The sequence below is a fragment of the Streptomyces sp. NBC_00259 genome (assembly GCF_036181745.1).
GTDB classification, from domain to species: Bacteria; Actinomycetota; Actinomycetes; order Streptomycetales; family Streptomycetaceae; genus Streptomyces; species Streptomyces pratisoli.
The window spans coordinates 6,251,064-6,277,416 of the sequence record NZ_CP108080.1 but is presented as its reverse complement, the minus strand read 5'-3'; the positions used below and the strand labels follow the sequence as shown (position 1 = coordinate 6,277,416).

Annotated in this window: 26 protein-coding genes; 9 read left to right on the top strand and 17 right to left on the bottom strand. The window is 72.6% G+C overall.

All coding sequences use genetic code 11. The annotated features are described in order from the left end of the window. Positions 1 to 3 precede the first annotated feature (3 nt). The 4 genes from gnd to OG766_RS28195 all read right to left on the bottom strand — a co-directional run bounded on the left by gnd (position 4) and on the right by OG766_RS28195 (position 4,972). Positions 4 to 1,035 carry a phosphogluconate dehydrogenase (NAD(+)-dependent, decarboxylating) gene (gene gnd, locus OG766_RS28210; protein ID WP_443045547.1) on the bottom strand — a complete coding sequence of 344 codons (1,032 nt, stop codon included), beginning with the start codon at positions 1,033 to 1,035 and terminating at the stop codon, positions 4 to 6. Between the two features lie 30 nt (positions 1,036 to 1,065). Next, entirely contained in the window at positions 1,066 to 3,132 is a 2,067-nt protein-coding gene (tkt, locus tag OG766_RS28205; RefSeq protein ID WP_328726494.1) for a transketolase, read from the bottom strand. Positions 3,133 to 3,350: 218 nt separating this feature from the next. After that, entirely contained in the window at positions 3,351 to 4,193 is an 843-nt protein-coding gene (locus OG766_RS28200) for a universal stress protein (RefSeq protein ID WP_328726493.1), read from the bottom strand. A 230-nt stretch (positions 4,194 to 4,423) separates the two neighbouring features. Next, entirely contained in the window at positions 4,424 to 4,972 is a 549-nt protein-coding gene (locus tag OG766_RS28195; RefSeq protein ID WP_266387615.1) for a DUF1707 and FHA domain-containing protein, read from the bottom strand. A gap of 274 nt (positions 4,973 to 5,246) precedes the next feature. On the opposite strand from OG766_RS28195, the gene OG766_RS28190 reads away from it, so the two are divergent. Beyond that, the gene (locus OG766_RS28190) at positions 5,247 to 6,146 is read left to right on the top strand and encodes a GNAT family N-acetyltransferase (RefSeq protein ID WP_328726492.1); all 900 of its coding nucleotides are present in this window, start codon (positions 5,247 to 5,249) and stop codon (positions 6,144 to 6,146) included. Positions 6,147 to 6,250: 104 nt separating this feature from the next. After that, positions 6,251 to 7,498, top strand: coding sequence for an MFS transporter (locus OG766_RS28185; RefSeq protein ID WP_328726491.1), 1,248 nt, complete (start codon positions 6,251 to 6,253; stop codon positions 7,496 to 7,498). On the opposite strand, the gene OG766_RS28180 is transcribed toward OG766_RS28185, so the two are convergent. After that, entirely contained in the window at positions 7,487 to 8,851 is a 1,365-nt protein-coding gene (locus OG766_RS28180; RefSeq protein ID WP_266388795.1) for a GH1 family beta-glucosidase, read from the bottom strand. The genes OG766_RS28185 and OG766_RS28180 overlap by 12 nt on opposite strands. Positions 8,852 to 9,124: 273 nt before the next feature. Here OG766_RS28180 and treZ point away from each other — a divergent pair, with 273 nt between their 5' ends. Next, entirely contained in the window at positions 9,125 to 10,906 is a 1,782-nt protein-coding gene (treZ, locus tag OG766_RS28175; RefSeq protein WP_443045546.1) for a malto-oligosyltrehalose trehalohydrolase, read from the top strand. Between the two features lie 5 nt (positions 10,907 to 10,911). Here the strand turns inward: treZ and OG766_RS28170 are convergent, their stop codons facing one another. The 5 genes from OG766_RS28170 to OG766_RS28150 all read right to left on the bottom strand — a co-directional run bounded on the left by OG766_RS28170 (position 10,912) and on the right by OG766_RS28150 (position 17,038). Next, positions 10,912 to 12,048: a M24 family metallopeptidase gene (locus tag OG766_RS28170; protein ID WP_266387625.1), complete on the bottom strand. Its 1,137-nt coding sequence runs from the start codon at positions 12,046 to 12,048 to the stop codon at positions 10,912 to 10,914. Positions 12,049 to 12,181: 133 nt separating this feature from the next. Then, positions 12,182 to 13,141: a hypothetical protein gene (locus tag OG766_RS28165; RefSeq protein WP_266387628.1), complete on the bottom strand. Its 960-nt coding sequence runs from the start codon at positions 13,139 to 13,141 to the stop codon at positions 12,182 to 12,184. Between the two features lie 178 nt (positions 13,142 to 13,319). Then, entirely contained in the window at positions 13,320 to 15,599 is a 2,280-nt protein-coding gene (locus OG766_RS28160; RefSeq protein WP_328726489.1) for an FtsX-like permease family protein, read from the bottom strand. After that, entirely contained in the window at positions 15,596 to 16,288 is a 693-nt protein-coding gene (locus OG766_RS28155) for an ABC transporter ATP-binding protein (RefSeq protein WP_328726488.1), read from the bottom strand. The genes OG766_RS28160 and OG766_RS28155 overlap by 4 nt, the downstream gene beginning before the upstream one ends. Positions 16,289 to 16,405: 117 nt before the next feature. Next, positions 16,406 to 17,038, bottom strand: coding sequence for a nucleoside/nucleotide kinase family protein (locus OG766_RS28150; RefSeq protein WP_328726487.1), 633 nt, complete (start codon positions 17,036 to 17,038; stop codon positions 16,406 to 16,408). Positions 17,039 to 17,101: 63 nt separating this feature from the next. Here OG766_RS28150 and OG766_RS28145 point away from each other — a divergent pair, with 63 nt between their 5' ends. Beyond that, positions 17,102 to 17,506 (top strand): VOC family protein, encoded by a 405-nt coding sequence (locus tag OG766_RS28145; RefSeq protein ID WP_328726486.1) that lies wholly within the window; start codon positions 17,102 to 17,104, stop codon positions 17,504 to 17,506. 26 nt (positions 17,507 to 17,532) lie between these two features. Here the strand turns inward: OG766_RS28145 and OG766_RS28140 are convergent, their stop codons facing one another. Then, complete coding sequence (locus OG766_RS28140) at positions 17,533 to 18,018, bottom strand: ATP-binding protein (RefSeq protein ID WP_328726485.1); 486 nt, start codon at positions 18,016 to 18,018, stop codon at positions 17,533 to 17,535. A 116-nt stretch (positions 18,019 to 18,134) separates the two neighbouring features. Between OG766_RS28140 and OG766_RS28135 the strand changes: the two genes are divergently transcribed. After that, entirely contained in the window at positions 18,135 to 18,983 is an 849-nt protein-coding gene (locus OG766_RS28135; RefSeq protein WP_328726484.1) for a helix-turn-helix domain-containing protein, read from the top strand. Then, positions 18,980 to 19,228 carry a DUF397 domain-containing protein gene (locus OG766_RS28130; RefSeq protein ID WP_266387640.1) on the top strand — a complete coding sequence of 83 codons (249 nt, stop codon included), beginning with the start codon at positions 18,980 to 18,982 and terminating at the stop codon, positions 19,226 to 19,228. The genes OG766_RS28135 and OG766_RS28130 overlap by 4 nt, the downstream gene beginning before the upstream one ends. Here the strand turns inward: OG766_RS28130 and OG766_RS28125 are convergent. Further along, the gene (locus tag OG766_RS28125; protein ID WP_266387642.1) at positions 19,206 to 20,012 is read right to left on the bottom strand and encodes an alpha/beta fold hydrolase; all 807 of its coding nucleotides are present in this window, start codon (positions 20,010 to 20,012) and stop codon (positions 19,206 to 19,208) included. The two genes, OG766_RS28130 and OG766_RS28125, sit on opposite strands and share 23 nt — an antisense overlap. 98 nt (positions 20,013 to 20,110) lie before the next feature. Between OG766_RS28125 and OG766_RS28120 the strand changes: the two genes are divergently transcribed. After that, the gene (locus tag OG766_RS28120; RefSeq protein ID WP_266387644.1) at positions 20,111 to 21,058 is read left to right on the top strand and encodes a helix-turn-helix domain-containing protein; all 948 of its coding nucleotides are present in this window, start codon (positions 20,111 to 20,113) and stop codon (positions 21,056 to 21,058) included. A gap of 18 nt (positions 21,059 to 21,076) precedes the next feature. Here the strand turns inward: OG766_RS28120 and OG766_RS28115 are convergent, their stop codons facing one another. The 5 genes from OG766_RS28115 to OG766_RS28095 form a co-directional block, all read right to left on the bottom strand. Continuing rightward, positions 21,077 to 21,280, bottom strand: coding sequence for a hypothetical protein (locus OG766_RS28115; protein ID WP_266387646.1), 204 nt, complete (start codon positions 21,278 to 21,280; stop codon positions 21,077 to 21,079). A 218-nt stretch (positions 21,281 to 21,498) separates the two neighbouring features. Then, on the bottom strand, positions 21,499 to 21,909 hold the full coding sequence (gene msrB, locus OG766_RS28110) for a peptide-methionine (R)-S-oxide reductase MsrB (RefSeq protein ID WP_266387648.1): 411 nt from the start codon (positions 21,907 to 21,909) through the stop codon (positions 21,499 to 21,501). Between the two features lie 9 nt (positions 21,910 to 21,918). Then, a complete protein-coding gene (gene murC, locus OG766_RS28105) occupies positions 21,919 to 23,316 on the bottom strand; it encodes a UDP-N-acetylmuramate--L-alanine ligase (RefSeq protein ID WP_266387650.1) in 1,398 nt (465 codons plus the stop codon). A 62-nt stretch (positions 23,317 to 23,378) separates the two neighbouring features. Then, complete coding sequence (locus OG766_RS28100; RefSeq protein ID WP_266388799.1) at positions 23,379 to 23,849, bottom strand: indole-3-glycerol phosphate synthase; 471 nt, start codon at positions 23,847 to 23,849, stop codon at positions 23,379 to 23,381. A gap of 44 nt (positions 23,850 to 23,893) precedes the next feature. After that, a complete protein-coding gene (locus OG766_RS28095; RefSeq protein ID WP_266387652.1) occupies positions 23,894 to 24,673 on the bottom strand; it encodes a pyrimidine reductase family protein in 780 nt (259 codons plus the stop codon). A 128-nt stretch (positions 24,674 to 24,801) separates the two neighbouring features. Here OG766_RS28095 and zapE point away from each other — a divergent pair, with 128 nt between their 5' ends. Both zapE and OG766_RS28085 read left to right on the top strand, forming a co-directional pair. Beyond that, positions 24,802 to 25,857: a cell division protein ZapE gene (gene zapE / locus OG766_RS28090; protein WP_266388802.1), complete on the top strand. Its 1,056-nt coding sequence runs from the start codon at positions 24,802 to 24,804 to the stop codon at positions 25,855 to 25,857. 70 nt (positions 25,858 to 25,927) lie between these two features. Beyond that, on the top strand, positions 25,928 to 26,353 hold the full coding sequence (locus OG766_RS28085) for an OsmC family protein (RefSeq protein ID WP_266387654.1): 426 nt from the start codon (positions 25,928 to 25,930) through the stop codon (positions 26,351 to 26,353).

The window sequence follows — 26,353 nt, the reverse complement described above, 5'->3', positions numbered from 1 at the left end:
GGTTCACCCCGTCTTCTCGGCGTGGCCGCCGAACTCGCCACGCATCGCGGACAGCACCTTGTCGGTGAACTCGCCCAGCCCGCGCGACTCGTACCGCTGGGTCAGCGCGGCGCTGATGACGGGCGCAGGGACGCTCTCGTCGACGGCCGCCAGGACCGTCCAGCGGCCCTCGCCGGAGTCGGAGACCCGGCCGGTGTACGCGTCGAGCCCGGGCGAGCGGGCGAGGGCGTCGGCGACGAGGTCGACGAGCCAGGAGCCGACGACCGAGCCGCGCCGCCACACCTCGGCGACCTCGGCCACGTCGATCTCGTACCGGTACGCCTCCGGCTCGCGCAGCGGGGCCGTCTCGGCGTCGACGGAGCGTGAGCGCAGGCCCGCGTCGGCGTGCTTGATGATGCTGAGCCCCTCGGCGATGGCGGCCATCATCCCGTACTCGACACCGTTGTGGACCATCTTGACGAAGTGGCCGGCGCCGCTCGGGCCGCAGTGCAGATAGCCCTCGGGCGCGGTCCCGTCGGTGCGGGTCCTGCCGCGTGTCGGCTCCGCGTCGCCGGTGCCGGGGGCGATGGTGCGGAAGACCGGGTCCAGCCGTTCGACCGCCGCGTCCTCGCCGCCGATCATCAGGCAGTAGCCGCGTTCGAGGCCCCAGACGCCGCCGGAGGTCCCGCAGTCGACGTAGTGGATGCCGCTGGGGGCGAGCTGAGCGGCCCGGGCCATGTCGTCGCGGTAGTAGGAGTTGCCGCCGTCGATGACGGTGTCGTCGGTGGCGAGCAGGGCCACCAGCTGCTCGAGCGTCGGCTGCACCACGCCGGCGGGCAGCATCAGCCAGACGTTCCTGGGCTGCTCCAGCTTGTCGACGAGGTCGTGGAGCGAGCTGGCCGCGGCCGCCCCCTCCTTCTCCAGCTCCCGTACGGCTTCGGAGTCCAGGTCGTAGACGACGCAGCGGTGGCCGTCGGCCATCAGCCGGCGCACCAGGTTGGCGCCCATCCGGCCGAGTCCGACCATGCCGATCTGCATGGGTGAGTCAGTGGTCATGGCCGATCTCCCCGTTCCTCGAAGCGGTGTTCACGTCGTGGCCTCCTCCCGGGCGGCCGTGACCAGTTCGCGTGCGACCTGGGCCACCCGTTGCGGAGTGAATCCGAACTTCGTGAGCAGCTGTTTCAGGGGTGCCGAGGCACCGAACGTGTGCATGCCGACGAGGGCGCCGTGGTCGCCCACGTAGCGGTCCCAGCCGAACGTGGAGGCCTGCTCGATGCCCACGCGCGCGGTCACCGACGGTGGCAGCACCTCGTCGCGGTACTGCTGCGGCTGACGGTCGAACAGCTCCCAGCACGGCATGCTGACCACCCGGACGCCGACGCCCTCGGCCACGAGTTCCTCCCGCGCCGACAGCGCGAGGGCCACCTCGGACCCGGTGGCGAGCAGGATCACCTGCGGCTCGCCCGACGGTGCGTCGGCCAGGACGTAGGCGCCGCGGGCGACGCCCGAGGCGGGGGCGAGCCGGGTGCGGTCGAGCGTGGGAAGGGCCTGGCGGGAGAGGACCAGCGCCGCCGGCTCATGGCGCAGTCCGGCGACGACCCGCCAGGTCTCCACGACCTCGCCGGCGTCCGCGGGGCGGAAGACCAGCAGGCCGGGCATCGCCCGCAGTCCGGCGAGCTGTTCGACGGGCTGGTGGGTGGGGCCGTCCTCGCCGACGCCGATGGAGTCGTGGGTGAAGATGTGCACGACCGGGATCTCCATCAGCGCGGACAGCCGGATGGCCGCCTTCGCGTAGTCGGAGAAGATGAGGAAGCCCGACCAGTACGGCCGCAGTTTCGTCAGCGCCATCCCGTTGGCGACGGCCGCCGAGGTGTGCTCCCGGATGCCCAGGTGGAGGTTGCGTCCGGTGGGCTCGTCCGGCTCGCAGTCCCCCGCGCCGTCGAAGGTGAGGCGGGTCTTGGTCGACGGGGAGAGGTCGGCGGAGCCGCCGAGGAGCCAGGGCACGCTCTGCGCGACGGCGTTCAGGACCTGTCCCGAGGAGTCGCGGGTGGCGAGGCCCTTGGGGTCGGCGGGGAACTCGGGCAGCGCCCGGTCCCAGTCGTCGGGCAGTTCCCGGCGCTGGATGCGTTCGAGCTCGTCGGCGAGAACGGGGTGGGCGGTGCGGTAGGCGTCGAAGCGCTTGTGCCAGGCGGTGCGCAGTTCGGCGCCGCGGGTGCCGATGCCCTGGGCGAACCGCTCGCGAACGGAGTCGGGGACCCAGAACTGCTCGTCCTCGGGGAGGCCGAAGAAGCGTTTGGCCGTCCGTACTCCGTCGGGTCCCAGCGGCGATCCATGGGCCTTCGGGGAGTCCTCGACGGGTGAGCCGTAGCCGATGTGGCTGTGCACGACGATGAGGGTGGGGCGTTCGTCCTCGGCGCGGAAGGTGTGGAAGGCACGCGTCACGGCGTCGAGGTCGTTGGCGTCGGCGACGGTGGTCACGTTCCAGCCGTACGCGAGGAAACGGGCGGCGACGTCCTCGGTGAAGGTGAGTTCGGTGTGGCCCTCGATGGTGATCCGGTTGGAGTCGTAGATCCAGCACAGATTGGACAGCCGCTGGTGGCCGGCGAGGGACGCGGCCTCCGAGGAGACGCCCTCCATCATGCAGCCGTCCCCGGCGAGCGCGTACACGTCGAAGTCGAAGAGTGTGGCGTCGTCGCGGTTGTAGCGTCCGGCGAGCCACCGGCCCGCCATGGCCATCCCCACGGACGTGGCGACGCCCTGCCCGAGCGGCCCGGTCGTGGTCTCGACGCCGCTCGTCCACCGGTACTCGGGATGGCCGGGGCAGCGGGAGCCGAGCTGCCGGAACGACTTCAGGTCCTCCATGGTGACCGCGGGGCGGCCCAGCACCTCGTAGTCCGGGTCGACGGCGTGGACCCCGCTCAGATGCAGCAGGGACCACAGCAGCACCGAGGCGTGTCCCTCGGACAGCACGAAGCGGTCCCGGTTCGGCCAGATCGGGTCCTGGGGGTCGAACCGCAGGAACCGCTGCCACAGCGTGTAGGCGACGGGGGCGATCCCCATCGGTGTGCCCGGGTGCCCGGACTCCGCCTGCTGGACGGCGTCCATGCACAGGCCGCGAATGGTGTTCACCGACAGCGTGTCCAGGTCGGTCATGAGCACTCCCCGGTCTCGGCGGGCTCCGGCCCGCCCGGCGGACGGCACACGGACGGCGCCCGGACACCGGCGGCCGGGCGCCGGCTCCGCGGCACGGGTGATCGTGCTGTCAGGGTGCCCGCGGGCGGTACGCCGGGCCTCACCCGCGGCGGGTGAAATGCCCGCCGGGCCAGGGCCGGCCCGCGAGCGGCCCCTGTCGGACGTGGGCCGGCCATGGGTCAGGCGTGCGGGACGACGGCCACGGGGCAGGGGGCGTGGTGGATCACGGCGTGCGTGACCGACCCGATGTGCGAGCCCTTGGCCGCCCGGCGCCTGCCGACGACGACGAGGCACGCGTCGCCTGCCGCCTCGACGAGATGGCCCGCGGCCCGACCGGGGGCCGACACCTCCGACACCTTCACGGCCGGGAAGGTGTCCCGGAAGGGGCGCACCGCGCCCGAGAGCGCGACCGCGTCCGCGTCCGTCCCCGGTGTGGCCCCGGCCGCGTCGTGGCGGTGGAGGAACGGGGCGGGCGGGCTGTGGACGATGTGCAGCGGGATGTCGTGCAGGGCCGCGTAGGCGAAGGCGAACTCCAGGAGCTCGTTCCGCACGTCGCGCACGTCGAGACCGAGGACGACCTTCCGGGCGGCCGCGCCGTCCCGCCCGTCCGGCCGGACCAGCACGACCGGGCCGGCGGCGTCGCCGACCACCTCCTGGCCGACCGAGCCGACGATGAAGCCGCCGACGCTGCCGAGCCCGTGCGACCCCATGACCAGCAGCTCCGCCTCGGAGCCTGCGGCGAGCAGCACGCCGGCCGGTGAGTCCTCGATCTCGTGCGAGGTCACCGTGAGGCCGGGCCTGCGGGCCCGTACGCGGTCCTCCACCGCGTCGAGGACACCCTCCGCCTCGCCGGCGCGGTCCTCGTGGGACACCTTCACGGCCTGCAACTGGTGCTCCGCCCACCGCGTGGCGTTCACCAGCCGCAGGGCGGTGCCGCGGCGTGCGGCCTCGTCGGCGGCCCAGTCCGCGGCCGCCAGACTCCCCTCGGAGCCGTCCACTCCCACGGCGATGGGTCGGGACATGCTGCTCTCCTTGCCTCGGGCTCTTGCGGAGGGCCGGTCGCGCGGGCCGTGTCACCGGCTGCCGCGTGGCAGGGCACCTGGTCAAGAAGCTACCCAGGCGGGAGGAAAGCCGCGATTCAGGGCATTACGCAGAGTCAGCCCCGGGGTCGCACCGAGGACGTCGGCCTCAGCGGGCGTCGGCTTCAGCGGGTATCAGCCTCAGCGGGCGTCGGCTTCCGCGGGTATCAGCCTCAGCGGGCGTCGAGGCGGAAACTCATGTGGCCGAAGCTCACCATGTCCCCGGCCTTGACCACGACCGAGCCGGTCACCCGGCGGCCGTTGACGGTGGTGCCGTTGGTCGAGCCGAGGTCGCGCAGCACCCACAGTCCGCCGCGCAGGGTCAGTTCGGCGTGCAGCCGCGACACCGTCTCATGGCTGAGCCGCAGCCCGTTGGCGGGGTCACGGCCGATGCGCAGGGGGTGCGGTCCGGGCTCCGGCAGCAGCAGCGGGGGCAGCCGCTCGGCCTTCCAGGCGCGGCCGAGCCGCACGGAGAACGCGGAGATCCTGCCGACCGCGCCGAACAGCCGCTTCGACAGACGCCCTTCGGTGTGCAGATCCGCGGTGAGCGCCCGCAGTTCGTCGGGCCGGCGGGCGGCCAGGGCGAGTTCCATGCGCCGGACGAAGGTGTCGTGCGACAGCCTCCCCTGGACCGCGCCCTCCCTGAGCATCCCGAGCACGCGGTCCCGCTCGGCGTCGGAAGGCCGCGCGGGATACGTCTGGAACTCGAAGGAGGACGTCACATTCGTGATTGTCGGGCCGAGTGCCCCGGGTGTCCAGAAGGACCGGTGAAGATCACTTCCGCCGTACGGCCGTCGTACCGCCACCGGGTGTACGGAAAACCCGGTGGACGGTACCGCCCGCGGCGCTCTAGCGTGCTCCCGACGCCCGCGACGACGGAAGGAGGCGAGTGCAGTGCCGACCACACGAATCCCGCGCTCCCGCCCCGTCCGCCCGGCGTTCATCCTCTGACCGGGAGCGCATCAACACCTGCGACGTCCCGGAGGACTTCACACCATGACCGCTTCGAACGGTCCCCTCATCCGCACGCTCCCGCTCTCCGAGAGCGACGCCCCTCTCTTCGACGCGCTGCCCGACCCGCTGGGTGTGGGCCGCGCGCTGTCCCGTGCCACGCACCGCCCCGAGTGGAAGCGGATCGCGCTCCGCGACGGCAGGATCGTCGCGCGCGCCGCCTGGTGGGGCGCGACCGGTGACATGTCACCGGTCAATCTCAACTGGTTCGATGTCGCCGAGGGCGAGGAGGAGGCCGGCGCCGAACTGCTGCGCAGCTCCCCGTTCCAGGTCGAGTACGAACTGATCCTGCCCGCCGGCTGGCGCGAGGACCCGGTGTGCCTGGCCGCCGCCGAGACGCGGCTCCGCGCCGCGCGGGCGGCCGGGATGCGTGTCCTCGTGGAGCGGTTCCAGTACCGGTGGACGCCGGAGTGCGGGCTGCCGGAGCGGCCCGGACGCCTGGAGTTCCGGCCCGAGCCCGACGACGCCGTGATCCTCGACGTCCTGCGCCGTGTCCACACGGGCACGCTGGACGCCCACGCGCTCCGGGCGATCGCCGAAGGCGGCCTGGACCGGGCCGCGCAGGAGGAGCTGGACTTCTTCCACTGGTGCCCCTCACCGCGCGAGTGGTGGCAGTTGGCGTACACACCGGACGGCGAGCTCGCCGGCCTGCACATCCCGGCGCACAACCCGTCGGGGCCGTGTGTCGGCTTCATCGGTGTCGTGCCGGAGCGGCGCGGCCGCGGTTACGCGTACGACCTGCTCGTGGAATGCACACGCTTCCTGGCCGAGCGGGGCGCCGAGTTCATCGCGGGCGCGACCGACCAGGGCAATGTCCCGATGGCGGCGAACTTCGCGAAGGCGGGGCACCCGGTGGTGCAGGAGAGGATCCATCTCACCTTCTGACGCGGACTGTTGACCCGGACCGGCGCCCGTCCGGTTCCGGGTATTGATCCGGCCAGGGGGTGTCCGTAGGCTCCGGGCACCCCCGAGCGGACGGCGGCCGGCCGATGACGACGCAGGAGCTGCACTCGGAGCCGCGGGCGCGTGTCGGCGGCGGCTGGACATCGGCGCTCGCACTGGCCTGCCTCGGCCTCTACATGGCGTTCCTCACCCCGATCCAGGTGCTGCTCGCCGAGCAGATCGACGCCATCGACCCGGCGGGCAAGGAACTCGCTCTCGGCTGGGCCACCGGAACCGGCGCGCTCGTCGCCGTCGTCGCCAATCCGCTCGCCGGCGCGCTGTCCGACCGTACGGGCGGCCGCTTCGGCCGCCGCCGTCCGTGGATCCTGGGCGGCGCGGTGGCGGGTGCGGCCGGGCTCGCCGTGACGTCGGCGCAGACCACGGTCGTCGGCGTGACGCTCGGCTGGTGCCTGGCGCAGCTCGGGCTGAACGCGATGCTCGCCGGCACCAGCGCGGTGGTCCCGGACCAGGTCCCGGTCGGCCAGCGGGCGGCGGTCTCCGGCTGGATCGGGATCCCGCAGACCCTCGGTCTGGTCGTCGGCGCGCTGCTGGTGACGATGGTGGTGACGTCGACGGCGGCGGGCTATCTGCTGCTGGCGCTCCTCGTCGTGCTGTGCGCGCTGCCGTTCGTCGTCCTCACCCGCGATCCCCGCGATCCCCGCGATCCCCGGACGCCGCGCGAGGCACGCGGGGCACGGGTGCGCCTCGGGGACTTCCTCGTGAACCCGCGCACGCATCCGGACTTCGGCTGGGCCTGGCTGACGCGCTTCCTGGTGATGCTCGGCAACGCCATCGGCACGCTGTACCTGCTGTACTTCCTCAAGGACGCGGTGCGTCACGCGCGCCCGGACGAGGGCGTGCTCGTCCTCACCCTGCTCTACACGGCGGGCGTCGTCGTGACGGCCGTCGCCGGCGGCGTCGTCTCGGACCGGTGGGGGCGGCGCAAAGTGCTGGTGTCGGTGAGTTCGGTGGTGATGGGCGCGGCGTCGCTGCTGCTGACGTTCTGGCACACCTGGCCGGTGGCCATGGCCGCCGCGCTGCTGCTGGGCCTCGGCTTCGGGGCGTACCTCGCGGTGGACCAGGCGCTGATCACCCAGGTGCTGCCGAGTGCCGGGGACCGTGCCAAGGACCTGGGGGTCATCAACATCGCCAACTCGGCCCCCCAGGTCCTCGGTCCGGCCCTCGCCGCGCCGGTCGTGGCGTACGCGGGCGGATACGCCGGCCTCTATCTGACCTCCGCGGTCGTCACGTTCCTCGGCGGGATCCTCGTGTGGCGGATCCGCTCAGTCCCCTGACCCGGCGGTGGTGGTCCCCCGGGCACGCTGGGCGCGGATGACGTCGCGGTACCACGCGTACGAAGCCTTCGGGGTGCGCTGCAGCGTGTCGTAGTCGATGTGGACGAGTCCGAAGCGCTGCGAGGCCCCCTCGGCCCATTCGATGTTGTCGGTCAGCGACCAGACGAAGTAGCCGCGTACGTCGACGCCTTCCTCGACCGCCCGGTGCAGGGCCCGCAGATGCCCGTCGAGGAACGCGATCCGGCGCGCGTCGTCGAGGCCCTCGTACGAGCAGCCGTTCTCGGTGATGTGGACGGGCGGGAGGCGGTCGCCGTAGCGCTGCCGCAGGCCGACGAGCAGTTCGCGCAGCCCGTCCGGGACGACGGGCCAGCCGAAGTGGGTGCGTTCGGCACCGTCGATCTCCCGCAGCCCGAAGGGGAGTCCGTCGGGCATGCCGAGCCCGGCGTACGAGTCGAGGGCGTCGGGGGCGGGTGCGCCGACCAGCATCGGGCTGTAGTAGTTGACGCCGTACCAGTCGAGGGGCTCGGAGATCACGGCGAGGTCGTCGGCGACGGGTCCCGGCATCAGGTCGTCGAAGCCGTCGGGGTAGCGGCCGGTCAGCAGCGGGTCGGCGAACAGCCGGTTGGTGAGGATGTCGTAGATCTCCGCCCCGGATCGGTCCTCGTCGCTGTCGCTCGCCGCGTGCACGGGCGAGTGGGAGACGGCGAGGCCGATGTTCCCGGCTCCCGCGGCGCGCAGCGCCTGGACGGCGAGGCCGTGGGCGAGCAGTTGGTGGTGGGCGGCGGGCAGGGCGTCGAAGAGGAGTTTCCTGCCGGGCGCGTGCTCGCCGAGCGCGTAGCCGAGCATGGTCACTTCGGCGGGCTCGTTGATGGTGATCCACATGGGGACGCGGTCGGCGAGGCGTTCGGCGACGGTGGCCGCGTACTCGGCGAACCGGGCGGCGGTGTCGCGGCTGAGCCAGCCGCCGGCCTCCTCCAGGGGCAGCGGGGTGTCCCAGTGGTAGAGGGTCGGGGCCGGGGTGATGCCGTGGGCGCACAGCTCGTCGACGAGCCGGTCGTAGAAGCCGAGGCCCGCGGGGCTGGCCGGCCCGGTGCCGCCGGGGATCACCCGGGGCCAGCTGACGGAGAACCGGAAGGCCCCGGCGCCGAGTCCGGCGAGCAGGGCGACGTCCTCGCGGTAGCGCTCGTGGAAGCCGGTGCCGCGGGAGGCGTCGGCCCCGTCCTTGATGCGCCCGGGTTCGGCCGCGAAGGCGTCCCAGACGGAGGGGCCCTTGCCGTCGCTGCGGGCGGCGCCTTCGGTCTGGAACGCGGAGGCGGAGACGCCCCACAGGAAGCCGGGAGGAAAGGCGGGCATCGGGGTCGCGGCCGGCGATGCGGTGGTGGACGCCGGAGTCGCGGCAGGCGATGCGGTGATGGACGCCGGAGTCGCGGCCGGCGGTGTCGTGGTGGGCGCGTTCGCGGCCGGCGGTATGTCCGTCGGTGAGGTCGCGGCCGAGGCCGGCCGGGACGGCGGTGTCGCGGAGGGCGGGGTCATGGCGGGGACCCTAGTACCGGCGAGTACGGCACCTGAAGACCGCGAAGTCGCCAGGATGGGTAGGAATGCCGCTGATGACGACATGGCGACGACATGACAGGGGATCGATCACCAGTGCTGTTCGAGGTATGGGCACCGCAGGCGCAGGACCGGGTCGCCCTGTGGCTGGAGGGCACCGAACAGGAGACGGAGCGCGACCCGGCCCGGGAGGGCTGGTGGTCGGCCGAGGCGGAGGCGGGTGACGGGGCGCGGTACGGCTTCCGGCTCGACGGCGGCCCGCTGCTGCCCGATCCGCGCTCGCGCCGTCAGCCCGACGGTCCGGACGGTACGAGCGCGGTGGTCGCGCCCGACGCGTACGTGTGGCGCAACGACGGCCGGCAGGGCCGGGATCTCGCCGGAGCGGTCCTCTACGAGCTGCACATCGGCACCTACACGCCCGAGGGCACTCTGGACGCCGCGGCCGGCCGGCTCGGCGAGCTGGCCGACCTGGGCATCACCCATGTGGAGCTGATGCCTCTCTGCCCCTTCCCGGGGACGCACGGCTGGGGCTACGACGGTGTCGCCCCGTGGGCCGTGCACGAGCCGTACGGCGGCCCGGAGGCGCTGAAGCGCTTTGTCGACACGGCGCACGGTCTCGGCCTGGGTGTGGTCCTGGACGTCGTCCACAACCACCTGGGCCCCTCGGGCAACCATCTGCCCGCCTTCGGCCCGTATCTGACGGACACCCACCACACCCCCTGGGGCTCGGCGATCAACCTCGACGCGCCCGGCTCCGACGAGGTCCGCGCGTATCTGATCGGCAGCGCGCTGGCCTGGCTGCGCGACTACCGCGTCGACGGACTGCGGCTCGACGCCGTCCACGCGCTCGCCGACACGCGTGCCCTGACGTTCCTGGAGGAGCTGTCGGCGGCGGTCGACGCCTTCGCGGCGGACGTCCGGCGGCCGCTGTTCCTCATCGCCGAGTCCGATCTGTGCGATCCGCGTACGACCACGCCGCGCGAGGAGGGCGGGCTCGGTCTGCACGCCCAGTGGAACGACGACTTCCACCATGCCCTGCACACCGCCCTGACCGGGGAGTCCCAGGGCTACTACGCCGACTTCGCCCGCGCCCCGCTCGCCGCGCTCGCCAAGACCCTCGGGCACGTCTTCTTCCACGACGGTACGTACTCGACGTTCCGCGGCCGCACCCACGGCCGCCCCGTCGACCTCGTACGCACACCCGCGCACCGCTTCCTCGGCTACGCCCAGACCCACGACCAGATCGGCAACCGCGCCCTCGGCGACCGGCTCTCCGCGAGCCTCTCCCCCGGGCTGCTCGCCTGCGCCGCCGCGCTGGTGCTCACCGGACCGTCCACGCCGATGCTGTTCATGGGCGAGGAGTGGGGCGCCCGTACGCCCTGGCAGTTCTTCACCGAGCACACCGATCCGGAGCTGGCCGAGGCCGTACGGCAGGGCAGGCAGCGGGAGTTCGCCCTGTCCGGCTGGGCCCCGCAGGACATCCCCGACCCGCAGGACCCGGCCACCCGTGACCGCTCCTGCCTGGACCGCTCCGAACGGACCCGCGAGCCCCACGCCCGCCTCCTGGCCTGGCACCGCGAACTGATCGCCCTCCGCCACCGCGAGCCCGACCTCTTGGACCCGGACCTGGCGTCGGTCCGCGTCGCCTTCGACGAGGACGCCCGCTGGCTCGTCTTCCGCCGCGGCGACGTGCGCGTCGTCGTCAACCTCGGCAAGGAGCCCGCGTCGATCCCGCTCGGCGGTGGCGGCACCCGGGTGGCGCGGGTCCTCGCGTCCTGGGACGCGGCCTCCCCGCCCGGGGCGGACGGGGTGCTGGACGTCGCCGGGGAGTCGTGTGTGGTGCTGGGCGACGGGTGAGGCGGCTACCGCACGATCGCCATGTCGTGCGGCGTGTTGTTGAGCCGCCGCCCGCCGCTCTCCGTCACCGTCACGATGTCCTCGATCCGCACCCCGAAGCGCCCGGGCAGATAGATCCCCGGCTCGACGGAGAAGCACATGCCCGGAACGAGCGGCCGCTCCTCCCCCTCGATCATGTACGGCGGTTCGTGCGTCGTGACGCCGATCCCGTGCCCGGTCCGGTGGATGAAGTACGCGCCGTACCCGGCGTCGTCGATCACCGCACGCGCCGCCCGGTCGACGTCCTGGCAGGCCGCGCCCGGCCGTACCGCCTCGAACCCGGCCTGCTGCGCCGCGCGCACGACGTCATGGACCCGCTGCTCCTCGGCTGACGGCTCGCCGACGTGGACGGTGCGGGTGGTGTCCGAGCCGTAGCCGTGCCTGAGGCCGCCGAAGTCGAGCACCACCATGTCGCCCTCGGCGATGACGCGGTCGCCGGCCTCGTGGTGCGGGTTGGCGCCGTTCGGGCCGGATCCGACGATCGTGAAGTCGACCTGCGCGTGCCCGAAGCGCAGGAGCAGAGCGGCGAGGTCGGCCGCGATCTCGCTCTCCTTGCGCCCCGAGAAGCGGACCTGAAGGATCTCGCGGTACGCCTCGTCGGCCGCCGCGCCCGCGGCCTCCAGCCGGGCCAGCTCATGGGCGTCCTTGACCGCACGGAGCATCGGCAGGGCGTCCGAGAGCGCGGTGTACGTCGTGCCGGGCAGTTCACGCTGCATACCGAGCAGATGCATGGCCCAGGCGTTGTCGCTGATCCCGAAGCGGCCCCTGCCCTCGAGCAGCGCGGCGGTGACGGCGTACGGGTCCTTGCCGTCGGTCCAGTCGCGCAGCTTCAGCGCGGGCGCTGCGGGGGCGCGCCCGGCGTCGGGGGCTTCCAGGGCCGGCACGACGAGGACGGGGTCCTGGCCCTCGACGAGCACCAGGACGGTGAGGCGCTCGGTCGTCACGGGCTGGTAGCCGGTGAGGTGGACGAGGTCGGGGCCGGGGGCCACGAGGAGGCCGCTGAGCCCGGCCTCGGCGGCCGACCGGGCGGCCCGGGCCATCCTGGCGCGGTAGTCGTCGGCGGTGAACGGCGTCGGCGGCGCGGGCTCGGCGGTGGTGGGCATGGGCTCCTCCTGCGGTCGGTGCTCGTCCTCGGTCACTGCGCGTCCTCTGCGCCTGCTCGATCGGTCCGGACGGGCCCCTGGCCGGACGGCTCCCGGTCCCCGCGGGGCCCCGGAGCCGGACCCGGTGCCGGCCTCAGTCCTCCCCCGGCTGCTGCGCGACCAGCCGCTCCAGCAGGTCCCGGAAGTCCTCGCCGACGACGATCCGCAGACCGTCGCCTTCCACGTCGCGGTCGCTGAGCTGGGTCAGCGTCCCGGCCCGCCACCAGTAGACGTACGGGGTGATCGCCCCGGGTGTGTCCGCGTAGCCGGACGCGGCGAACGCGGCCATGGCGTTGAGGGACGGGATGACACCGGCGTCGCGGATGACGTGGAAGGCGAGCTGGTGCCGGAACGGCAGCGCGACCAGCGCCCCGTCCGCGGTGATGTGCTGCCCGGTCACCTGACGGACGAGCGCGTCCAGGACCAGGACCCGGCTCGCCGTGTAGAAGGAGTCGCCGACGACCACGTCGAAGCTCATGCCCCCGGCGTCCTCGATGGTCTCGTGGCCCTCGACCGGCAGTCCGCGCAGATTGGCCATCGCCCGGTCCCGCAGCCCCGGCACGTCCCCGAGCGGCTCCAGCGCGTCGTCCGTGAGCATCATGACGCTCTCGGGGAGGTCGAGGGCGAGGACCTCGCTCAGTCCGGGGGCGAGCGCTCTGGCGTACCGGAACGTGTCCCGGTCGAGGCCGTCCGTGCCGATCACCCGCGGATACAGCTGGGCCCGGATCTGGTCGGCCGGGAGGGTGTCCAGCGCGGACGGGGCGTCCATGGTGCGCAGCACCAGGCCCACGTGCCCGCGGATGACGTCGGGCCAGACGCGGGGGCCGCGCTGGTCGTTGTGGCAGACCGCGGCGAGGTTGCCGAGCCCGAACTGCCGTCCGGAGCTGTCGGCGACGACATCGGCGTAGACGGTGACCTCCAGGCCCTGCTCGGCGAACGCTTCCCGGACCTGGCCGCGGAAGCGTGCGCCCTCGTCCACCGAGAAGAAGGCGAACTCCGCGTCCCGGGGCGCGTCGTCCCCGTCACGCTTCGGCCCTCGCCGGAACAGCCCCACGTCGGCCCCCGCTCATCGTCTTCCTCGTGTGTGCACTCAGGTTTCGAGCCTACCGACCGCACCGCCGCCCCCGCTCTCCAGGTGTTCGCGTCCGGCGATGACGGCGGCTTGATCCATCCGGACGTCCGATGAGCGTCGGCCGTCCGTCTCGGTGGCCCGACGACGACCCGGGCGCCGGTCAGTCGCGGCGGATCAGCTCCGGGTCGATGCGCCGTCCGGCCAACGGCAGCGTGCCCGCGATCGCCACGGCCACGACGCCCGCCGCCGCGAGCGCGAGCAACGGCGTGCCGGCGACGTCCCAGTAGACCGCGCTGCCTCCGGTGATCAGATAGCTGGACTCGGCGAGCTTGCCCGTCACCAGTGCCAGGGCGAGTCCGATACTCAGCGGCAGCACGACCTGGACGCACTGCACGGTCCGCACCGTGCGCGCCCGGGCACCGATCAGCATGATGGCGGTGACCTGCGGACGGCGTTCCACCGCACGGTCGGTCGCGGCGACGATGAAGGCCGCCACTCCGATGACCAGGCCCATGATCATGCCGACCGCCAGCAATGTCTCGATGACGGCGATCTGTTCGAGTCCCTGGATGTTCACACCGATCAGTTCGATCTCGGCGATCGGGGCGACGGCCGCGATGCCGTCGAGGACCTCGCGCACCCGGTCGGGGGCCGAGCTGCTGGTCAGCACGAGTTGCGCGTAGTCCGGCCGGGCGGCGGGCAGGACGGACGGTGGTACGAGCAGGACGGCGTTGCCGACCGCGGACGCCGGGTACGCGCTGTAGACGATCCGTTCGGAGGGGAGCGTGATGTTCAGCGTCCTCGCCTTGCCGGTGCCGAAGCGGTAGGGGAACGAGGTGCCCGGCGTGAGGTCGGACCCGACGCTCGAATTGGGGTCGACGAGCCGCATCACCTTGCCGTCCCGGCAGCCCTCGGCACGCCTGACCATCCGTTCCAGCTGGTCGCAGGTGGCGATCAGCGCCGTGGCCTGTTCCTGGAGCGTGCCGTCCAGCTTCTCGAGGTCGACCCAGGAATCCATCGTCACGGCGTGTGCGCGAACGCCCTGGACGCCGGCGAGGTCGCGTTGCTGCTCGGGTGTGAGCGAGGCCAGGGGTACGGAGTAGTCCTGCACCGGGGCGGAGGGCCGGGTGACCTGCTCCAGCTGGATCAGCACGCCCTGGGCGAGAGACGCGGCGAAGACGAGGAGGACGAGTCCGGTGACCACGCGCATGGTGCTGCCCGGCTCCACCTCGTTGCGGCGCATCGCCAGATTCAGGGTGAGCGACCGGGTGCTCCGCGCCAGGCGGCGTGCGAGGGCGTGGGAGAGCAGGGGCAGGGTGAGCACCAGCCCGAGGCCCGTCAGCAGGATGCCGACGGGAATGAGGAACGCGTTGGGGCCGATGCTGTCGGCGGGGTGGTCGGTCAGACCGGTGACGCAGTAGCCGGTGACGATGCCGAGGCCGGTCACGAGGAGGAGAGCGCCCCACGTGGCGGGGCGCCTTGGCACTGCGGTACGCCGTACGGCCAGCGGGCTGGCGGCTGCCTCGCGCGCACCGGCCCGGCCGACGAACCAGGCGAGAGCCGGGCAGCCGATCAGGCAGACGGCGACGGTCGTCGCGGACAGCGCGCCGTCCTCGGGGTACCACCGCAGACTGGCGAGGCCGGTGCGGGACATCATCTGGTTGAGGAGCCAGCACTCGATGAGGCCGAGCACGGCGCCGAGGAGCGCCGCGACGACGGTCTCGGCGGCGTTGACCCGTTGTACGCCCCGCGTGCTCACGCCGAGCAGCCGCAGGGAGGCGAGCCGCCGTGTCCTGGCGGCGGCGGACAGCCGGGCGCAGACGGACAGGAAGATGCCGAGGGGGAGCAGGACGAGCGAACCCAGCGCGAAGCGGAGGGTGGTGAGGGTGGAGGGGTCGACGGCCGGGAAGGGAGCGTAGTCGTATCCGAAGCCCTTCAGGGCACGGCCCTCGTCGGCGATGCGGTCGCGCGTGGTGCCGACGTAGGCGAACAGTTCGTCGGGGTGGGCGAGCCCCGCGGCGCCGATCAGGCCCGTCTCGCGGCCCGGCAGCAGTCCCTTGACGGCAGGCTGCTCGCGGAGCAGGTCGTGCACCCGCGGGGAGACGAACACCTCACCCGGTCCTGGCAGTTCGTCCAGCCCCGGCGGGGTGCTGTCCGTGCCCTTGGTCCCCTTGGCGACGAAGACCCGGTTGAACGTCACGGAACCGTAGGGGTCCGCGCGCTGGAGGACCAACGTGGAACCCGCCGGCTGCGCCGACGTGGTCCGTGGTTCCCGTGCGGCCGCGCGCGTGTCGTGTGCGTCCAGGATCTGCGGGATGGTGAGGACGAGCGCCAGGCAGCAGACGCCGAGGGAACCGCCGGCGGCCATCAGGAAGAACCGTATGCGGTTGCCGCGGCCGGCGCCGAACAGCAGACGCAGGCCGAGCAGGAACTCCTTCACACCGGCCTCCGCGGTGTGAGGACGCCGTCGGACATCGTGTAGTGGCTGTCGGCCTGTGCGGCGACCGCCTGGTCGTGCGTGACGATGATGACGGCGGTGTCCTGCGAGCGGGCCAGGCTCAGGAACTCCTTCAGGACGGCCGAGGCGTTCGCGCTGTCCAGCGATCCGGTCGGTTCGTCGGCGAAGACGACCGCCGGCCGGTGGACGAGGGCCCGTGCGACGGCGACGCGCTGGCTCTGTCCGCCCGACACCTGGGAGGGGCGCCGTTCACGCAGGTCGCCGAGCCCGAGCCGGTCCAGCACCTGTCCCGCGGCGGCGAGCGCGGGCTTCTTGCGCCGGCCGGCCAGGCGCAGCGGCAGGGCGGTGTTCTCCTCGATGGTCAGTTCGGGCAGCAACTCGCCGTACTGGAAGACGAAACCGAACCGCTCGCGGCGCAGTGTGCTGATCTCGTCGTCGGTGAGGTCTCCGAGTGCCCGGTTCTCGAACCGGACCTGTCCGCGGGCGACGGGCAGCACGCCCGCGAGGGCATACAGCAAGGAGGACTTGCCGGATCCGCTCTGCCCGGTGATGGCCACGACCTCGCCCCGGGCGACGGAGAGATCGGCGCCGCTGACGGCCAACTGTGTGCCGTAGGAGAGGTCGACTCCCGTGGCACAGAGGATTTCTGACGTGCTGATGGCTTCCCCCAAGAAGCGAGCGGGCCCAGGTGTGCACCCCTGGGCCCGTCCTTACTCATCTACGGTTCCCGGCCGAATGTACGCGTCGTCCCCCGCCGGGGCGGGCCGCGGGAGACGAACGCGGTCCGCTCAGGCGCCGGGCTCCATCCGCACCGTGAGGTGGGCGCGGTGCCGGCCGTGCGACACCACGCGGGCGTTGGGCTCGTCGGAGTCCCTGACCCAGCGCTCGGCGTACGGGCGGTCCTTGCCGAAGCGGACGTGCCGGTCGACGAGGCGGGGCACGCGTACCGCGTCGGCCAGTTCCAGGTACCACGCCTCGTCGAGGAGGGCGCGGATCCCCGCCCAGGCGCCCTCGTCGTGCAGCAGGTAGTTGCCCTCGGTGATGACGAGCGGGACGTCCGGGCCGACCGGGATGCTCCCGGCGACCGGCTCCTCCAGTGTCCGGTCGAAGGCGGGCGCGTACACCGTCGTGCCCGCCCGCGGCGCGCGCAGGCGGGTGAGCAGCGCCGCGTACCCGGCGGCGTCGAACGTGTCGGGCGCGCCCTTGCGCCCGGCCCGGCCGAGCCGTACCAGCTCGGCCCCGGCGAGGTGGAACCCGTCCATGGGGACGAGTACGGCGCTGCCGCGCAGCCGTCCCGCGAGCTCCTCCGCGAGCGTCGACTTGCCTGCCCCGGGCGGTCCGGCGATCCCCAGGATGCGGCGCGCGCCGGGGCGGGCGAGGTGCCGGGCGCGGTCGGTGAGCTGCTCGATCGACGGGTCCATGCGAGGCATTGTGCACAGCGTCGGCGATACTGGGGCGCCCCCGAGCAAGGAGACCCGTTCCCCGTGTCCACCGCACCGCCGCCCCGAATCGCTCTCGTCACCCTCGTCGTCCGTGACTACGACGAGGCCATCGCCTTCTACCGGGACGCCCTCGGCTTCACCCTCGTCGAGGACACCGACCGGGGCGACGGTTCGCGGTGGGTCGTGGTCCGGCCGGGCGGCGAAGCAGGCGGCACGGACCTGCTGCTGGCGCGGGCGAGCGGCGACGAGCAGACAGCGAGCGTCGGCGCGCAGACCGGGGGCCGGGTGGGCTTCTTCCTGCACACCGACGACTTCGCCCGCGACCACGCCCGGATGACGGCGGCCGGCGTCCGCTTCCTGGAGGAGCCGCGCCACGAACCGTACGGCTCGGTCGCCGTCTTCGAGGACCTGTACGGCAACCGCTGGGACCTGCTCCAGCCCGCGTAGCCCGCTCCGGCGGCCCCTCCGAGCGCTCAGTGCGGCAGGTCGAGTTCGGCGCGCACGGTCTTCCCGACCGGCAAGCGGTCGAGGACCGACCACCGATCGGCGAGCTCGGCGACGAGCACGAGGCCCCGGCCGCTCTCCGCGTCGTCCGGCAGGTCCGGCTTCCCCGTGGGAAGCGCGCTCTCGCCGGGCCCGGGCGGGCGGCGCTCGCCCCGCGCGTCCGACACATCGACGGTGAGCGTCCCCGCGTCGAGGGCGAGCCTCAGCTCGAAGTCCCGCCCCGGTACGCGGCCGTGCGTCACCGCGTTCGCGGCCAGTTCGGCGACCAGTACGGCCGCGGTCTCGGACACCTCGGTCCCGTGCGGGATGCCCCAGGAGTGGAGCTGGTGGAGCGCGAGGTGCCGGGCGAGCCGGGCGCCGCGCGGTGTGGAGCTGAAGCGCTGGGTGAACACACGTACGGTGACGGGCGGTTGGGGCGCGGCGGTGGCGGTCGGTGGGGCGGCCGGTACGGTCATGGACCCCAATGTGGCGGCGGGACCAGGGGTTTCTCCAGAGGGACACCGCGTACGCTGTGTCAGCGTACGCGCACTCGGGGTGGACGGTACGCGTCACCAACCGTGACGATGACCGGATGGCGATGACGGACGCCGGCGGAGCCGGTACGAACGCGGTGGAACCGGAGACCTCGGACAGTCTCAGGACGTTCGGCGCGGTGGTCCAGGCGTTACGCGAACACGCGGGCCTCAGCCGCGGCGAGTTCGCCCCGCTGGTGGGGTACTCCAAGCACACGGTGGCCTCGATCGAGCTGGGCCGCCGGATGCCGGACGAGGGCTTCGTGGAGCGGGCGGAGGAGGCGCTCGGGAACACGGGCGCGCTGCGGCGGGCGGCGCAGCACCTCTCGCGCCGGCCGGGGCTGGCGGCGTGGTTCCGGAGGTGGGCGCGGCTGGAGGCGGTGGCGAGCAGTCTCTACACGTATGAATGCCGGTTGATTCCAGGACTGTTGCAGACGGAGGCGTACGCGAGGACGCTGTTCGTCAACCAGCTCCCGCCGCTGGGCGACGAGCAGATCGAGGCGCAGATGGCGGCCCGGCTGGAACGGCAGCGGCTGCTGCGGGAACGCCCGAACACGGCGTACGGCTTCATCCTCGAAGAGCACCTGTTCCTTCGGCGGATGGGTGGTACGCACGTCACACGCGAACTGGTCGACCACATCCTCGACCTGGCCGGACAGCGGAACATCGAGCTCCAGATCATGCCGCTGGTGCGGGAGAGCCATGCGGGACTCGACGGTCCGATGCGGTTGCTGGAGACCCCCGACAACAAGTGGTTCGGATACTGCGAGGGGCAGGAAAGCGGCCAGTTCGTCTCCGACGCGAAAGTGGTCAGCATGCTCCAGATGCGGTATGCCAGGATGCGCTCACAGGCTCTTACTCTGGAGGACTCCCTGAGCCTGTTGCGGCGGATGCGAGGAGCAGTATGAGCGACACGGCGGAACTGGCCTGGTTCAAGAGCAGCTACAGCGGTGGCTCCGGCGACGACTGCGTGGAGGTCGCACTCTCCTGGCACAAGTCTTCGTACAGCAGCGGCGGCGACGGCGACTGTGTCGAGGTCGCCGCCTGCCCCACCACCGTCCACGTCCGCGACTCCAAGCACACCCAGGGCCCCCGGCTCGCCCTCTCCCCCACCGCCTGGACGGACTTCGTCACGTACGCGACCGAGGGCTGACCCGCCGACCCTCTCCCGCGGCGGCGCGCAGCAGGACCTTCACCAGGTCGTCCGGCGCGGAGAGCATCGGCCAGTGACCGGTGGGGAGTTCGAAGAATCCCCACCGCGGTTCGGCGAGCTGCCCGAAGAGCGGGTTCCCCGTCGCCACCAGGGCTTCGACGCCGGCGATGTCCATCGTGCCGCCGACCGTGCAGAAGACGCCCGTCATGGGCAGCTCGTGCACCACGTCCGGGAAGCGGACCGGCTGGGTCAGCGTTCCCGCCGGCTGAGGTGCGGCGAGGCGTGCCAGCCGGGCGAGGGCGTCTTCGGAGACGCCTGCCAGGTTCCCCCACTCCCGCCATTCCTCCAGCGTGGGCGCGGGCACCCGCCAGCCGTCCTTCGCCCGGGCCGGCTGGCTCAGCATCCGGTCGCGGACCGGCCCCTGCGGCATCTGCTCGCGGACCTGGTCGAGCATGGAGAGGCCGTCGCGGGGCAGGGGCGCGTCCACGTACACGATCCGGGCGACCCGCTCCGGGCGCTCGCCGGCGGCGCCGAGCACCGGGTAGATGCCGTAGCAGTGGCCGACGAGGACGACCTCCGGTTCGTCGGCGTGGTCGATGAGCTGCACCAGGTCCTCGACATGGGTGTCCATGTCCGTTCCGGGACCGGCGAGATGACGGCGCTCCCCCAGGCCCGTCAGGGTGGCCGGGTGCGCCACGGCGTGCGCCTCCCGCAGCCCGGCGGCCACCTCCCGCCAGATCCATCCTCCGGTGTGACCTCCCGACACCAGCACGAACGCCGTCATCAACGCCTCCTCGACCAGGGCAGGTTGGGCCCGGTCGGCCCCCTCGGGCCGGCCGGGTCCGGGTACCGTAGGAACTCCCCCTGAGGGAGGTTCAAGCCGTGTCGCCAGACGGAACGTGGACCATCGGCGAGCTCGCCGAACGCGCGGGCGTCACCGTCAAGACGGTCCGCTTCTACTCGGACCGGGGTCTGCTGCCCGAGTCGGGCCGCAGCGCGGGCGGGCACCGCCGGTACGGCCCCGACGCGCTGGACCGGCTGCGGCTGATCCGCTCCCTGCGGGCGCTCGACCTGCCGGTGCCCGAGGTCGGCCGGGTCCTGGAGCAGGAGGACGAGGCGCTCGACGACGTCCTGGAGGACGTGATCGGCGGGCAGTTGGAGGTGCTCGGCTCCCGACTGGCCGCCCTGCGCTGGCGGGAGGCGTCGCTGCGCATGCTGCGGGATTGCGACGCCGGTGAGCGCGCCGAACGGCTCCGGCTGATCGGCGCCGTGAGCGTCCCGCCCAGCACCGCCTCGATGGTGCGGTTCTGGCGCTACTGGCTGCCGCCGCGGCTGCCGTCCCGGGTGGTCTCCGCGTTCCTCGACCAGGCGGTCCCGCAGCTCCCCGACGACCCGACGCCCGCGCAGGTGTGGTCCTTCGCCCGGCTGCACGCGCTGGTGTCCGGGAACTGCTCCGGCTCCGTCCGCCCCCAGCCCGCGGTGCACCTGCCCGCCCGGGGCTACCGTCCCGCCGTGCTCTACGACGGTCTCGGCGAGGCGTACGCGCTGGCCTCGGCCGAACTGAGGACGGGGCGGCCGCCACGGGCGGGCGAGGCGCTCGACTGCTTCGTCTCCGTCTACGCCCTCTCGCGCGGCACCCGGGACACCCCGGCCTTCCGGCGCCTCCTCGGCCGGCAGCTCGCCGCCGACCCCCGCATCGACCTCTACTGGCAGCTCACGACCGACCTGACGACCGGCCCCGGGCACCCTCCGGAACCGAATCCGGGTTCCTCCCACGACTGGCTCTGCGCGGCACTGGACGATGAGACCGGGACCACGGGTCCGCGCTGAGGCCGCAGGCGTCCCGCCTCAGGCCGACGGCCCCGTTCGGGCGCGGCGGCCATCACGTACATCACGTACGAGTGCGTGGACGGCCGTCAGGAAGATCAGAACCCCGGCTCCGACCCAGAGAGGCGTCGCACCCGCCCAGTACGCAAGAATGGCGACGACGGGCAGAAGCGTGGAGGCGACGACCCCGAAGGCCGAGATCAGGATGCTGATGCGGTGAGCCACGTGGACATGATGCACGACGTCCCCGGGAGACTCCGCGGCGGTAGGGTCCGGGCCGGGGAAGGCACCGATCATGTCGAGTCCGCGGCCGCCGCCCGGCACGGCAGCCGTGTGACATGTGACCGTGGCCGTGTGACATGTGACGGCCCCCGCCGGCCCGATCGGCCGACGGGTTCCCGTCCGGCCGACGGGCCGCCCCCCTCGCGATCAGCTCTCCGCGATCAGCTCTCCTCGGTCGGCTCCAGCCGCAGCGAGATCGAGTTGATGCAGTACCGCTGGTCCGTCGGGGTCGCGTAGCCCTCGCCCTCGAAGACGTGGCCCAGGTGCGAGCCGCAGCGGGCGCACCTGACCTCCGTGCGGGCCATGCCGTGCGAGCGGTCCTCGATCAGTTCGACCGCGTCGGTGTCCTTCGGGTCGTAGAAGGACGGCCAGCCGCAGTGCGAGTCGAACTTCTCGCCCGAGGTGAAGAGGTCGGCACCGCACGCGCGACAGGAGTAGACACCCGTGGTCTTGGTGTCCGTGTACTCACCACGAAACGCGGGCTCGGTGCCGGCCTGGCGCAGGACCCGGTATTCCTCCGGGTTCAGCTCCGCGCGCCACTGCTCGTCCGGCTTTTCGATGTCGTACGCCATGCGCTCTCCTCACTCGGCGAGGCGGGCCAGGATCTCCGGTCCGAGATCCGTCACGTCGCCCGCGCCCATGGTGAGAACGAGATCACCGGGGCCGGTCATTCCCGCGATGACGTCCGCGACCGCCGCCTTGTCGTGGACGGGGGTGACGGTGGCGCCGGCCGCGGTCGCGGCGTCGGTGATCAGGGCGCTGGTGACGCCGGGGATCGGGTCCTCGCGGGCCGGGTAGATGTCCAGGACCACGGAGGCGTCGGCGAGGGCGAGGGCCTGGCCCATCTCGGTGCCGAGTTCCTGGGTGCGGGAGAAGAGGTGGGGCTGGAAGACGACGAGCAGGCGCCGCCCGGATCCGGCGGCGCCACGCATGGCCTCCAGGTCGGCGGTCATCTCCGTGGGGTGGTGCGCGTACGAGTCGATGACCTGGACGCCGTTCGCCTCGCCCTTGAGCTGCAGGCGGCGGCCGACCCCGGTGTAGGAGGTGAGGGCGCGGGCCAGGTCGGCCGGGTCGATGCCGAGCCGGGCACCGGCGGCGAGGGCGGCGGCGGCGTTGTGGGCGTAGTGGCGGCCGGGGACGGAGACGGTGAAGGTGATCTCGCCGTGGCCGGGGAGGGCGACGGTGACCTCGCTGGTCATCCCGTTCGGGGTGATCGCGAGGATACGGACGTCGGAGTCGGCGCTCTCGCCGACGCGGATCACGGTCAGGTCCTCGCGCGCAGAGACCCGGGCGGCCAGCTCACGGGCGCCGGCGTGCTCGCCGACGACCAGCGTCCCGCCCGCCGGGATCTTGGCGGTGAAGGCCTCGAACGACGCGTAGATCTCGTCCATCGACGCGTAGTTCGCGTGGTGGTCGAGTTCCACGTTGAGGACGATCGCGACGTCCGGGTCGTACTTCTGGAAGCTGCGGTCGCTCTCGTCGGCCTCGGCGACGAAGATGTCGCCGTCGCCGTGGCGGGCGTTCGTGCCCGGCCCCGCGAGGTCGCCGCCGATGGCGTACGACGGGTCGAGGCCCAGCTCGGTCAGGGAGACGGCGAGCATCGACGTGGTGGTGGTCTTGCCGTGGGTGCCGGCCACCGCGATGGCGCGCGACGTGCGCATCAGCGCCGCGAGCGCGTCGGAGCGGTGGACCACCGCGATGCCCAGCTCCGTGGCGCGGGCAAGCTCAGGATTGTCGGCCCGGATGGCGCTGGAGACGACGACGCAGGACGCGTCGTCCGCCAGGTGCTCGGTGGCATGTCCGATGTGAACGGTCACACCGAGCGCGCGCAGCGACTCGGCCGTGGCGGACTCCCTGGCGTCGCTGCCGGCGACCTTGGCGCCCCGCTGGGCGAGGATCTTGGCGATCCCGGACATCCCGGCGCCGCCGATGCCGATGAAGTGCGGCCGTTCCATGGCGTGGGGAATGCCGGATGCCATGCGTGTGTCTCCCGGGGTGCGAGGTGCGAGGTGCGACGTGTGACGTTGTACGGAGCCCCAGCCTATTCGCTGTGCGCGAAGAGCTTGAGCACCGGTACGCCGACCCTGTGCCGGGCGCGGGAGGCCCAGTCGCGGTGGAAGAACTCCTCGACGTAGTGCGGCGCGGTCAGGACGATCACCTCGTCGGCGCCGGACTCCTCGACGACGGCCTTCATCTTGTCGAGCGGATGGTCCTCGACGACCTGGCCGACGGCCTCGCTTCCGGTGGCCCGCAGCGCGGCGAGGGAGTGCTCCAGGGCGAGCTCCGCGGGCTGCCTGGCCTCCTTGCCCTCGGGCTCCTCGCCCTCACGGGCGGCTTCCTTCAGCTCGCCCATGGCCACGTCGTCGATGGCCCGCAACAGCAGGTCGGCCTGGTCGCCGCGCGGCTGCATGAGCACGATGAAGGAGACCGTCTCGTCGCCGTGCAGCGTCGTGACGAATTCCACGTCGGTGGACGTGAGGGGCTTCTCGATCATCAATACGCTGGTGAACACGTCAGGGAGCCCTTCCACGGCGGCCGTCCTTCGGGGGTCGTGCGTCAGATCCGACGGTAGCGGGTGAAGAGGAACCCGGCCTCCTCCAGCAGCGATGCCAGCGCGAAGCGCTCCGGCACCGTCCGTGCCGGTCCGCCGGCGATCCGCTGGGCGGTGCCGGCGGTCAGAGTGGGCGACACCGTCAGACACAGTTCGTCGAGTACCCCGGATGCCACGAACTGACCCAGCAGTCTCGGCCCGCCCTCCGTCAGCAGCCGCCGCATTCCCCGTCCGGCCAGGGCCTCGACGGCACGCGCCGGGTCGATCCCCGGGCCGTCGCCGGCGATCACTACCTCCGCGCCGGACTTCTCGGCCGCGGCGACCCGCTCCGGCGACGCCGCGGCGCCGGTGAGGATCAGCGTCGGCACCAGGGGGGAGGTGAACAGGGGCAGGGAGAAGTCGAGGTCCAGGCCGGCGGTGACCACGACGATCGCGGGGGCGGGGCCCTGGCCGGCGGCCGCCCGGCGCTCCGCGAAGGCCTCCCGGGCCCGCGCGGGGCGGTACCCCTCCTGCCGTACCGTCTGCGCGCCGACGATCACGGCGTCGGCCAGGGCCCGCAGCGTGCCGAAGATGCGCATGTCCATGTCGGACGAGAGCTGCTGGGACTTTCCGTCGTGCTGGGCGGCCCCGTCCAGTGACGAGACCATGTTGGCCCTCAGCCACGGCCCCTCGCCGGCCGGATAGGCGTAGGCGTCGGCCAGCTCGTCGAGCCCCCACTCCCGGTCGGTCGCTGCGCGGGCGGCCTCGGGGTCGGCGGGATCGGTCACGGGGAACAGACGTCGCATACCGAGCAGTCTGGCACGGCCCCACCGGCGACGACGGCCCGCCCGGGACCGCTGTCCCCGCGGCGGAACGCCCCGGACCTCGCCGCCCGGGGGGCTCGGTACAGTGGGTGGTTGTGTCCACCACCCCCATGACCGAAGCGGTCCCGCTGTCCCTGTGCGCCCGCGAGCCCCACGTCCCCGCCGACCGTCTGGTCGCCGAGATGGTGCCGCCGCCCCGCTTCGACTCCGTTCGCTTCGACACGTACGTCCCCGACCCGAACCAGCCCAGCCAGACCGAGGCGGTCACGGCGCTGAGCTCGTTCGCCTCGGGTCTGGGCGGTGCGCACGCCACCGGCAGCGGCAGGCGCCGCTGGTTCGCGAAGAAGCCCGCGGCGCCCCTCGCGCCGCGCGGGATCTATCTGGACGGCGGCTACGGCGTCGGCAAGACGCATCTGCTGGCCTCGCTGTGGCACGCCACGCCCGCCGAGCCGTCGCTCAAGGCCTTCGGCACCTTCGTCGAGCTGACGAACCTGGTGGGCGCGCTCGGTTTCCAGCAGACCGTGCAGACGCTCAGCGGGCACCGGCTGCTGTGCATCGACGAGTTCGAGCTGGACGACCCGGGCGACACCGTTCTCGTGTCGTCCCTGCTCGCCAGGCTCGTCGAAGCGGGCGTCGCCCTCGCGGCCACGTCGAACACGCTGCCCGGCAAGCTCGGCGAGGGCCGCTTCGCCGCCGCCGACTTCCTCCGCGAGATCCAGGGCCTCTCCGCGCACTTCCGGCCGCTGCGGATCGACGGCGAGGACTACCGCCACCGCGGACTCCCCGAGGCCCCGGCGCCGTTCTCGCACGAGCAGGTCACGGGGGCCGCGTACGCGACCGAGGGCGCCTCCCTCGACGGCTTCCCCCAGCTGCTGGAGCATCTCGCGCGGGTGCACCCCAGTCGCTACGGCGCGCTGACGGACGACCTGCGCGCGGTGTGCCTCACCGATGTGCGGCCGGTGCCGGACCAGTCGACGGCGCTGCGGCTCGTCGTCCTCGCCGACCGGCTGTACGACCGGGAGGTGCCGGTGCTGGCCTCCGGGCTGCCCTTCGACCAGCTGTTCAGTGAAGAGATGCTGAAGGGCGGGTACCGGAAGAAGTACTTCCGGGCGATCTCCCGGCTGACGGCGCTCGCCCGGGACGCGAAGGGCCTCGTCGGCCGGTAGCTTCCAGTAGGTTGGGGCCGGTTGGAACCGATTCATTGCAGTCTTTGCAATCGTTGAGAAGGGATCCATCATGGCCACCACGCGTACGGCGCACACCGTCTGGGAAGGCGAGTTGCTCAAGGGCTCGGGCGTCGTCACCTTCGACTCCTCGGGAATCCAGAGCCAGCCCGTCTCCTGGCCCTCGCGCGCCGAGCAGGCGAACGGGAAGACCAGCCCGGAGGAGCTGATCGCCGGCGCCCACTCCAGCTGCTTCTCGATGGCCCTCTCCCACGGCCTCACGGGTGCCGGTACGCCGCCCACCCGCCTGGAGACCAAGGCCGATGTCACCTTCCAGCCCGGCGAGGGCATCACGGGCATCCACCTGACCGTCGAGGGCCAGGTCCCGGGTCTCGACCAGGAGGGCTTCCAGGCGGCTGCCGAGGAGGCCAAGAAGAACTGCCCGGTGAGCCAGGCGCTGGCGGGCACGTCGATCAGCCTCACCGCGAAGCTGGCCTGA

What these genes read in the sequence shown, in the direction of transcription:
- zapE (WP_266388802.1), top strand. Translation starts at nt 24,802, where the DNA reads ATGACCGAAGCGGTCCCGCTGTCCCTGTGCGCCCGCGAGCCCCACGTC.
- OG766_RS28140 (WP_328726485.1), bottom strand. Translation starts at nt 18,018, where the DNA reads ATGACCGTACCGGCCGCCCCACCGACCGCCACCGCCGCGCCCCAACCG.
- gnd (WP_443045547.1), bottom strand. Translation starts at nt 1,035, where the DNA reads ATGACCACTGACTCACCCATGCAGATCGGCATGGTCGGACTCGGCCGG.
- murC (WP_266387650.1), bottom strand. Translation starts at nt 23,316, where the DNA reads ATGGCATCCGGCATTCCCCACGCCATGGAACGGCCGCACTTCATCGGC.
- OG766_RS28130 (WP_266387640.1), top strand. Translation starts at nt 18,980, where the DNA reads ATGAGCGACACGGCGGAACTGGCCTGGTTCAAGAGCAGCTACAGCGGT.
- OG766_RS28185 (WP_328726491.1), top strand. Translation starts at nt 6,251, where the DNA reads ATGACGACGCAGGAGCTGCACTCGGAGCCGCGGGCGCGTGTCGGCGGC.
- OG766_RS28170 (WP_266387625.1), bottom strand. Translation starts at nt 12,048, where the DNA reads ATGCCCACCACCGCCGAGCCCGCGCCGCCGACGCCGTTCACCGCCGAC.
- OG766_RS28125 (WP_266387642.1), bottom strand. Translation starts at nt 20,012, where the DNA reads ATGACGGCGTTCGTGCTGGTGTCGGGAGGTCACACCGGAGGATGGATC.
- OG766_RS28150 (WP_328726487.1), bottom strand. Translation starts at nt 17,038, where the DNA reads ATGGACCCGTCGATCGAGCAGCTCACCGACCGCGCCCGGCACCTCGCC.
- tkt (WP_328726494.1), bottom strand. Translation starts at nt 3,132, where the DNA reads ATGACCGACCTGGACACGCTGTCGGTGAACACCATTCGCGGCCTGTGC.
- OG766_RS28095 (WP_266387652.1), bottom strand. Translation starts at nt 24,673, where the DNA reads ATGCGACGTCTGTTCCCCGTGACCGATCCCGCCGACCCCGAGGCCGCC.
- OG766_RS28135 (WP_328726484.1), top strand. Translation starts at nt 18,135, where the DNA reads ATGGCGATGACGGACGCCGGCGGAGCCGGTACGAACGCGGTGGAACCG.
- OG766_RS28200 (WP_328726493.1), bottom strand. Translation starts at nt 4,193, where the DNA reads ATGTCCCGACCCATCGCCGTGGGAGTGGACGGCTCCGAGGGGAGTCTG.
- treZ (WP_443045546.1), top strand. Translation starts at nt 9,125, where the DNA reads ATGACAGGGGATCGATCACCAGTGCTGTTCGAGGTATGGGCACCGCAG.
- OG766_RS28180 (WP_266388795.1), bottom strand. Translation starts at nt 8,851, where the DNA reads ATGCCCGCCTTTCCTCCCGGCTTCCTGTGGGGCGTCTCCGCCTCCGCG.
- msrB (WP_266387648.1), bottom strand. Translation starts at nt 21,909, where the DNA reads ATGGCGTACGACATCGAAAAGCCGGACGAGCAGTGGCGCGCGGAGCTG.
- OG766_RS28190 (WP_328726492.1), top strand. Translation starts at nt 5,247, where the DNA reads ATGACCGCTTCGAACGGTCCCCTCATCCGCACGCTCCCGCTCTCCGAG.
- OG766_RS28085 (WP_266387654.1), top strand. Translation starts at nt 25,928, where the DNA reads ATGGCCACCACGCGTACGGCGCACACCGTCTGGGAAGGCGAGTTGCTC.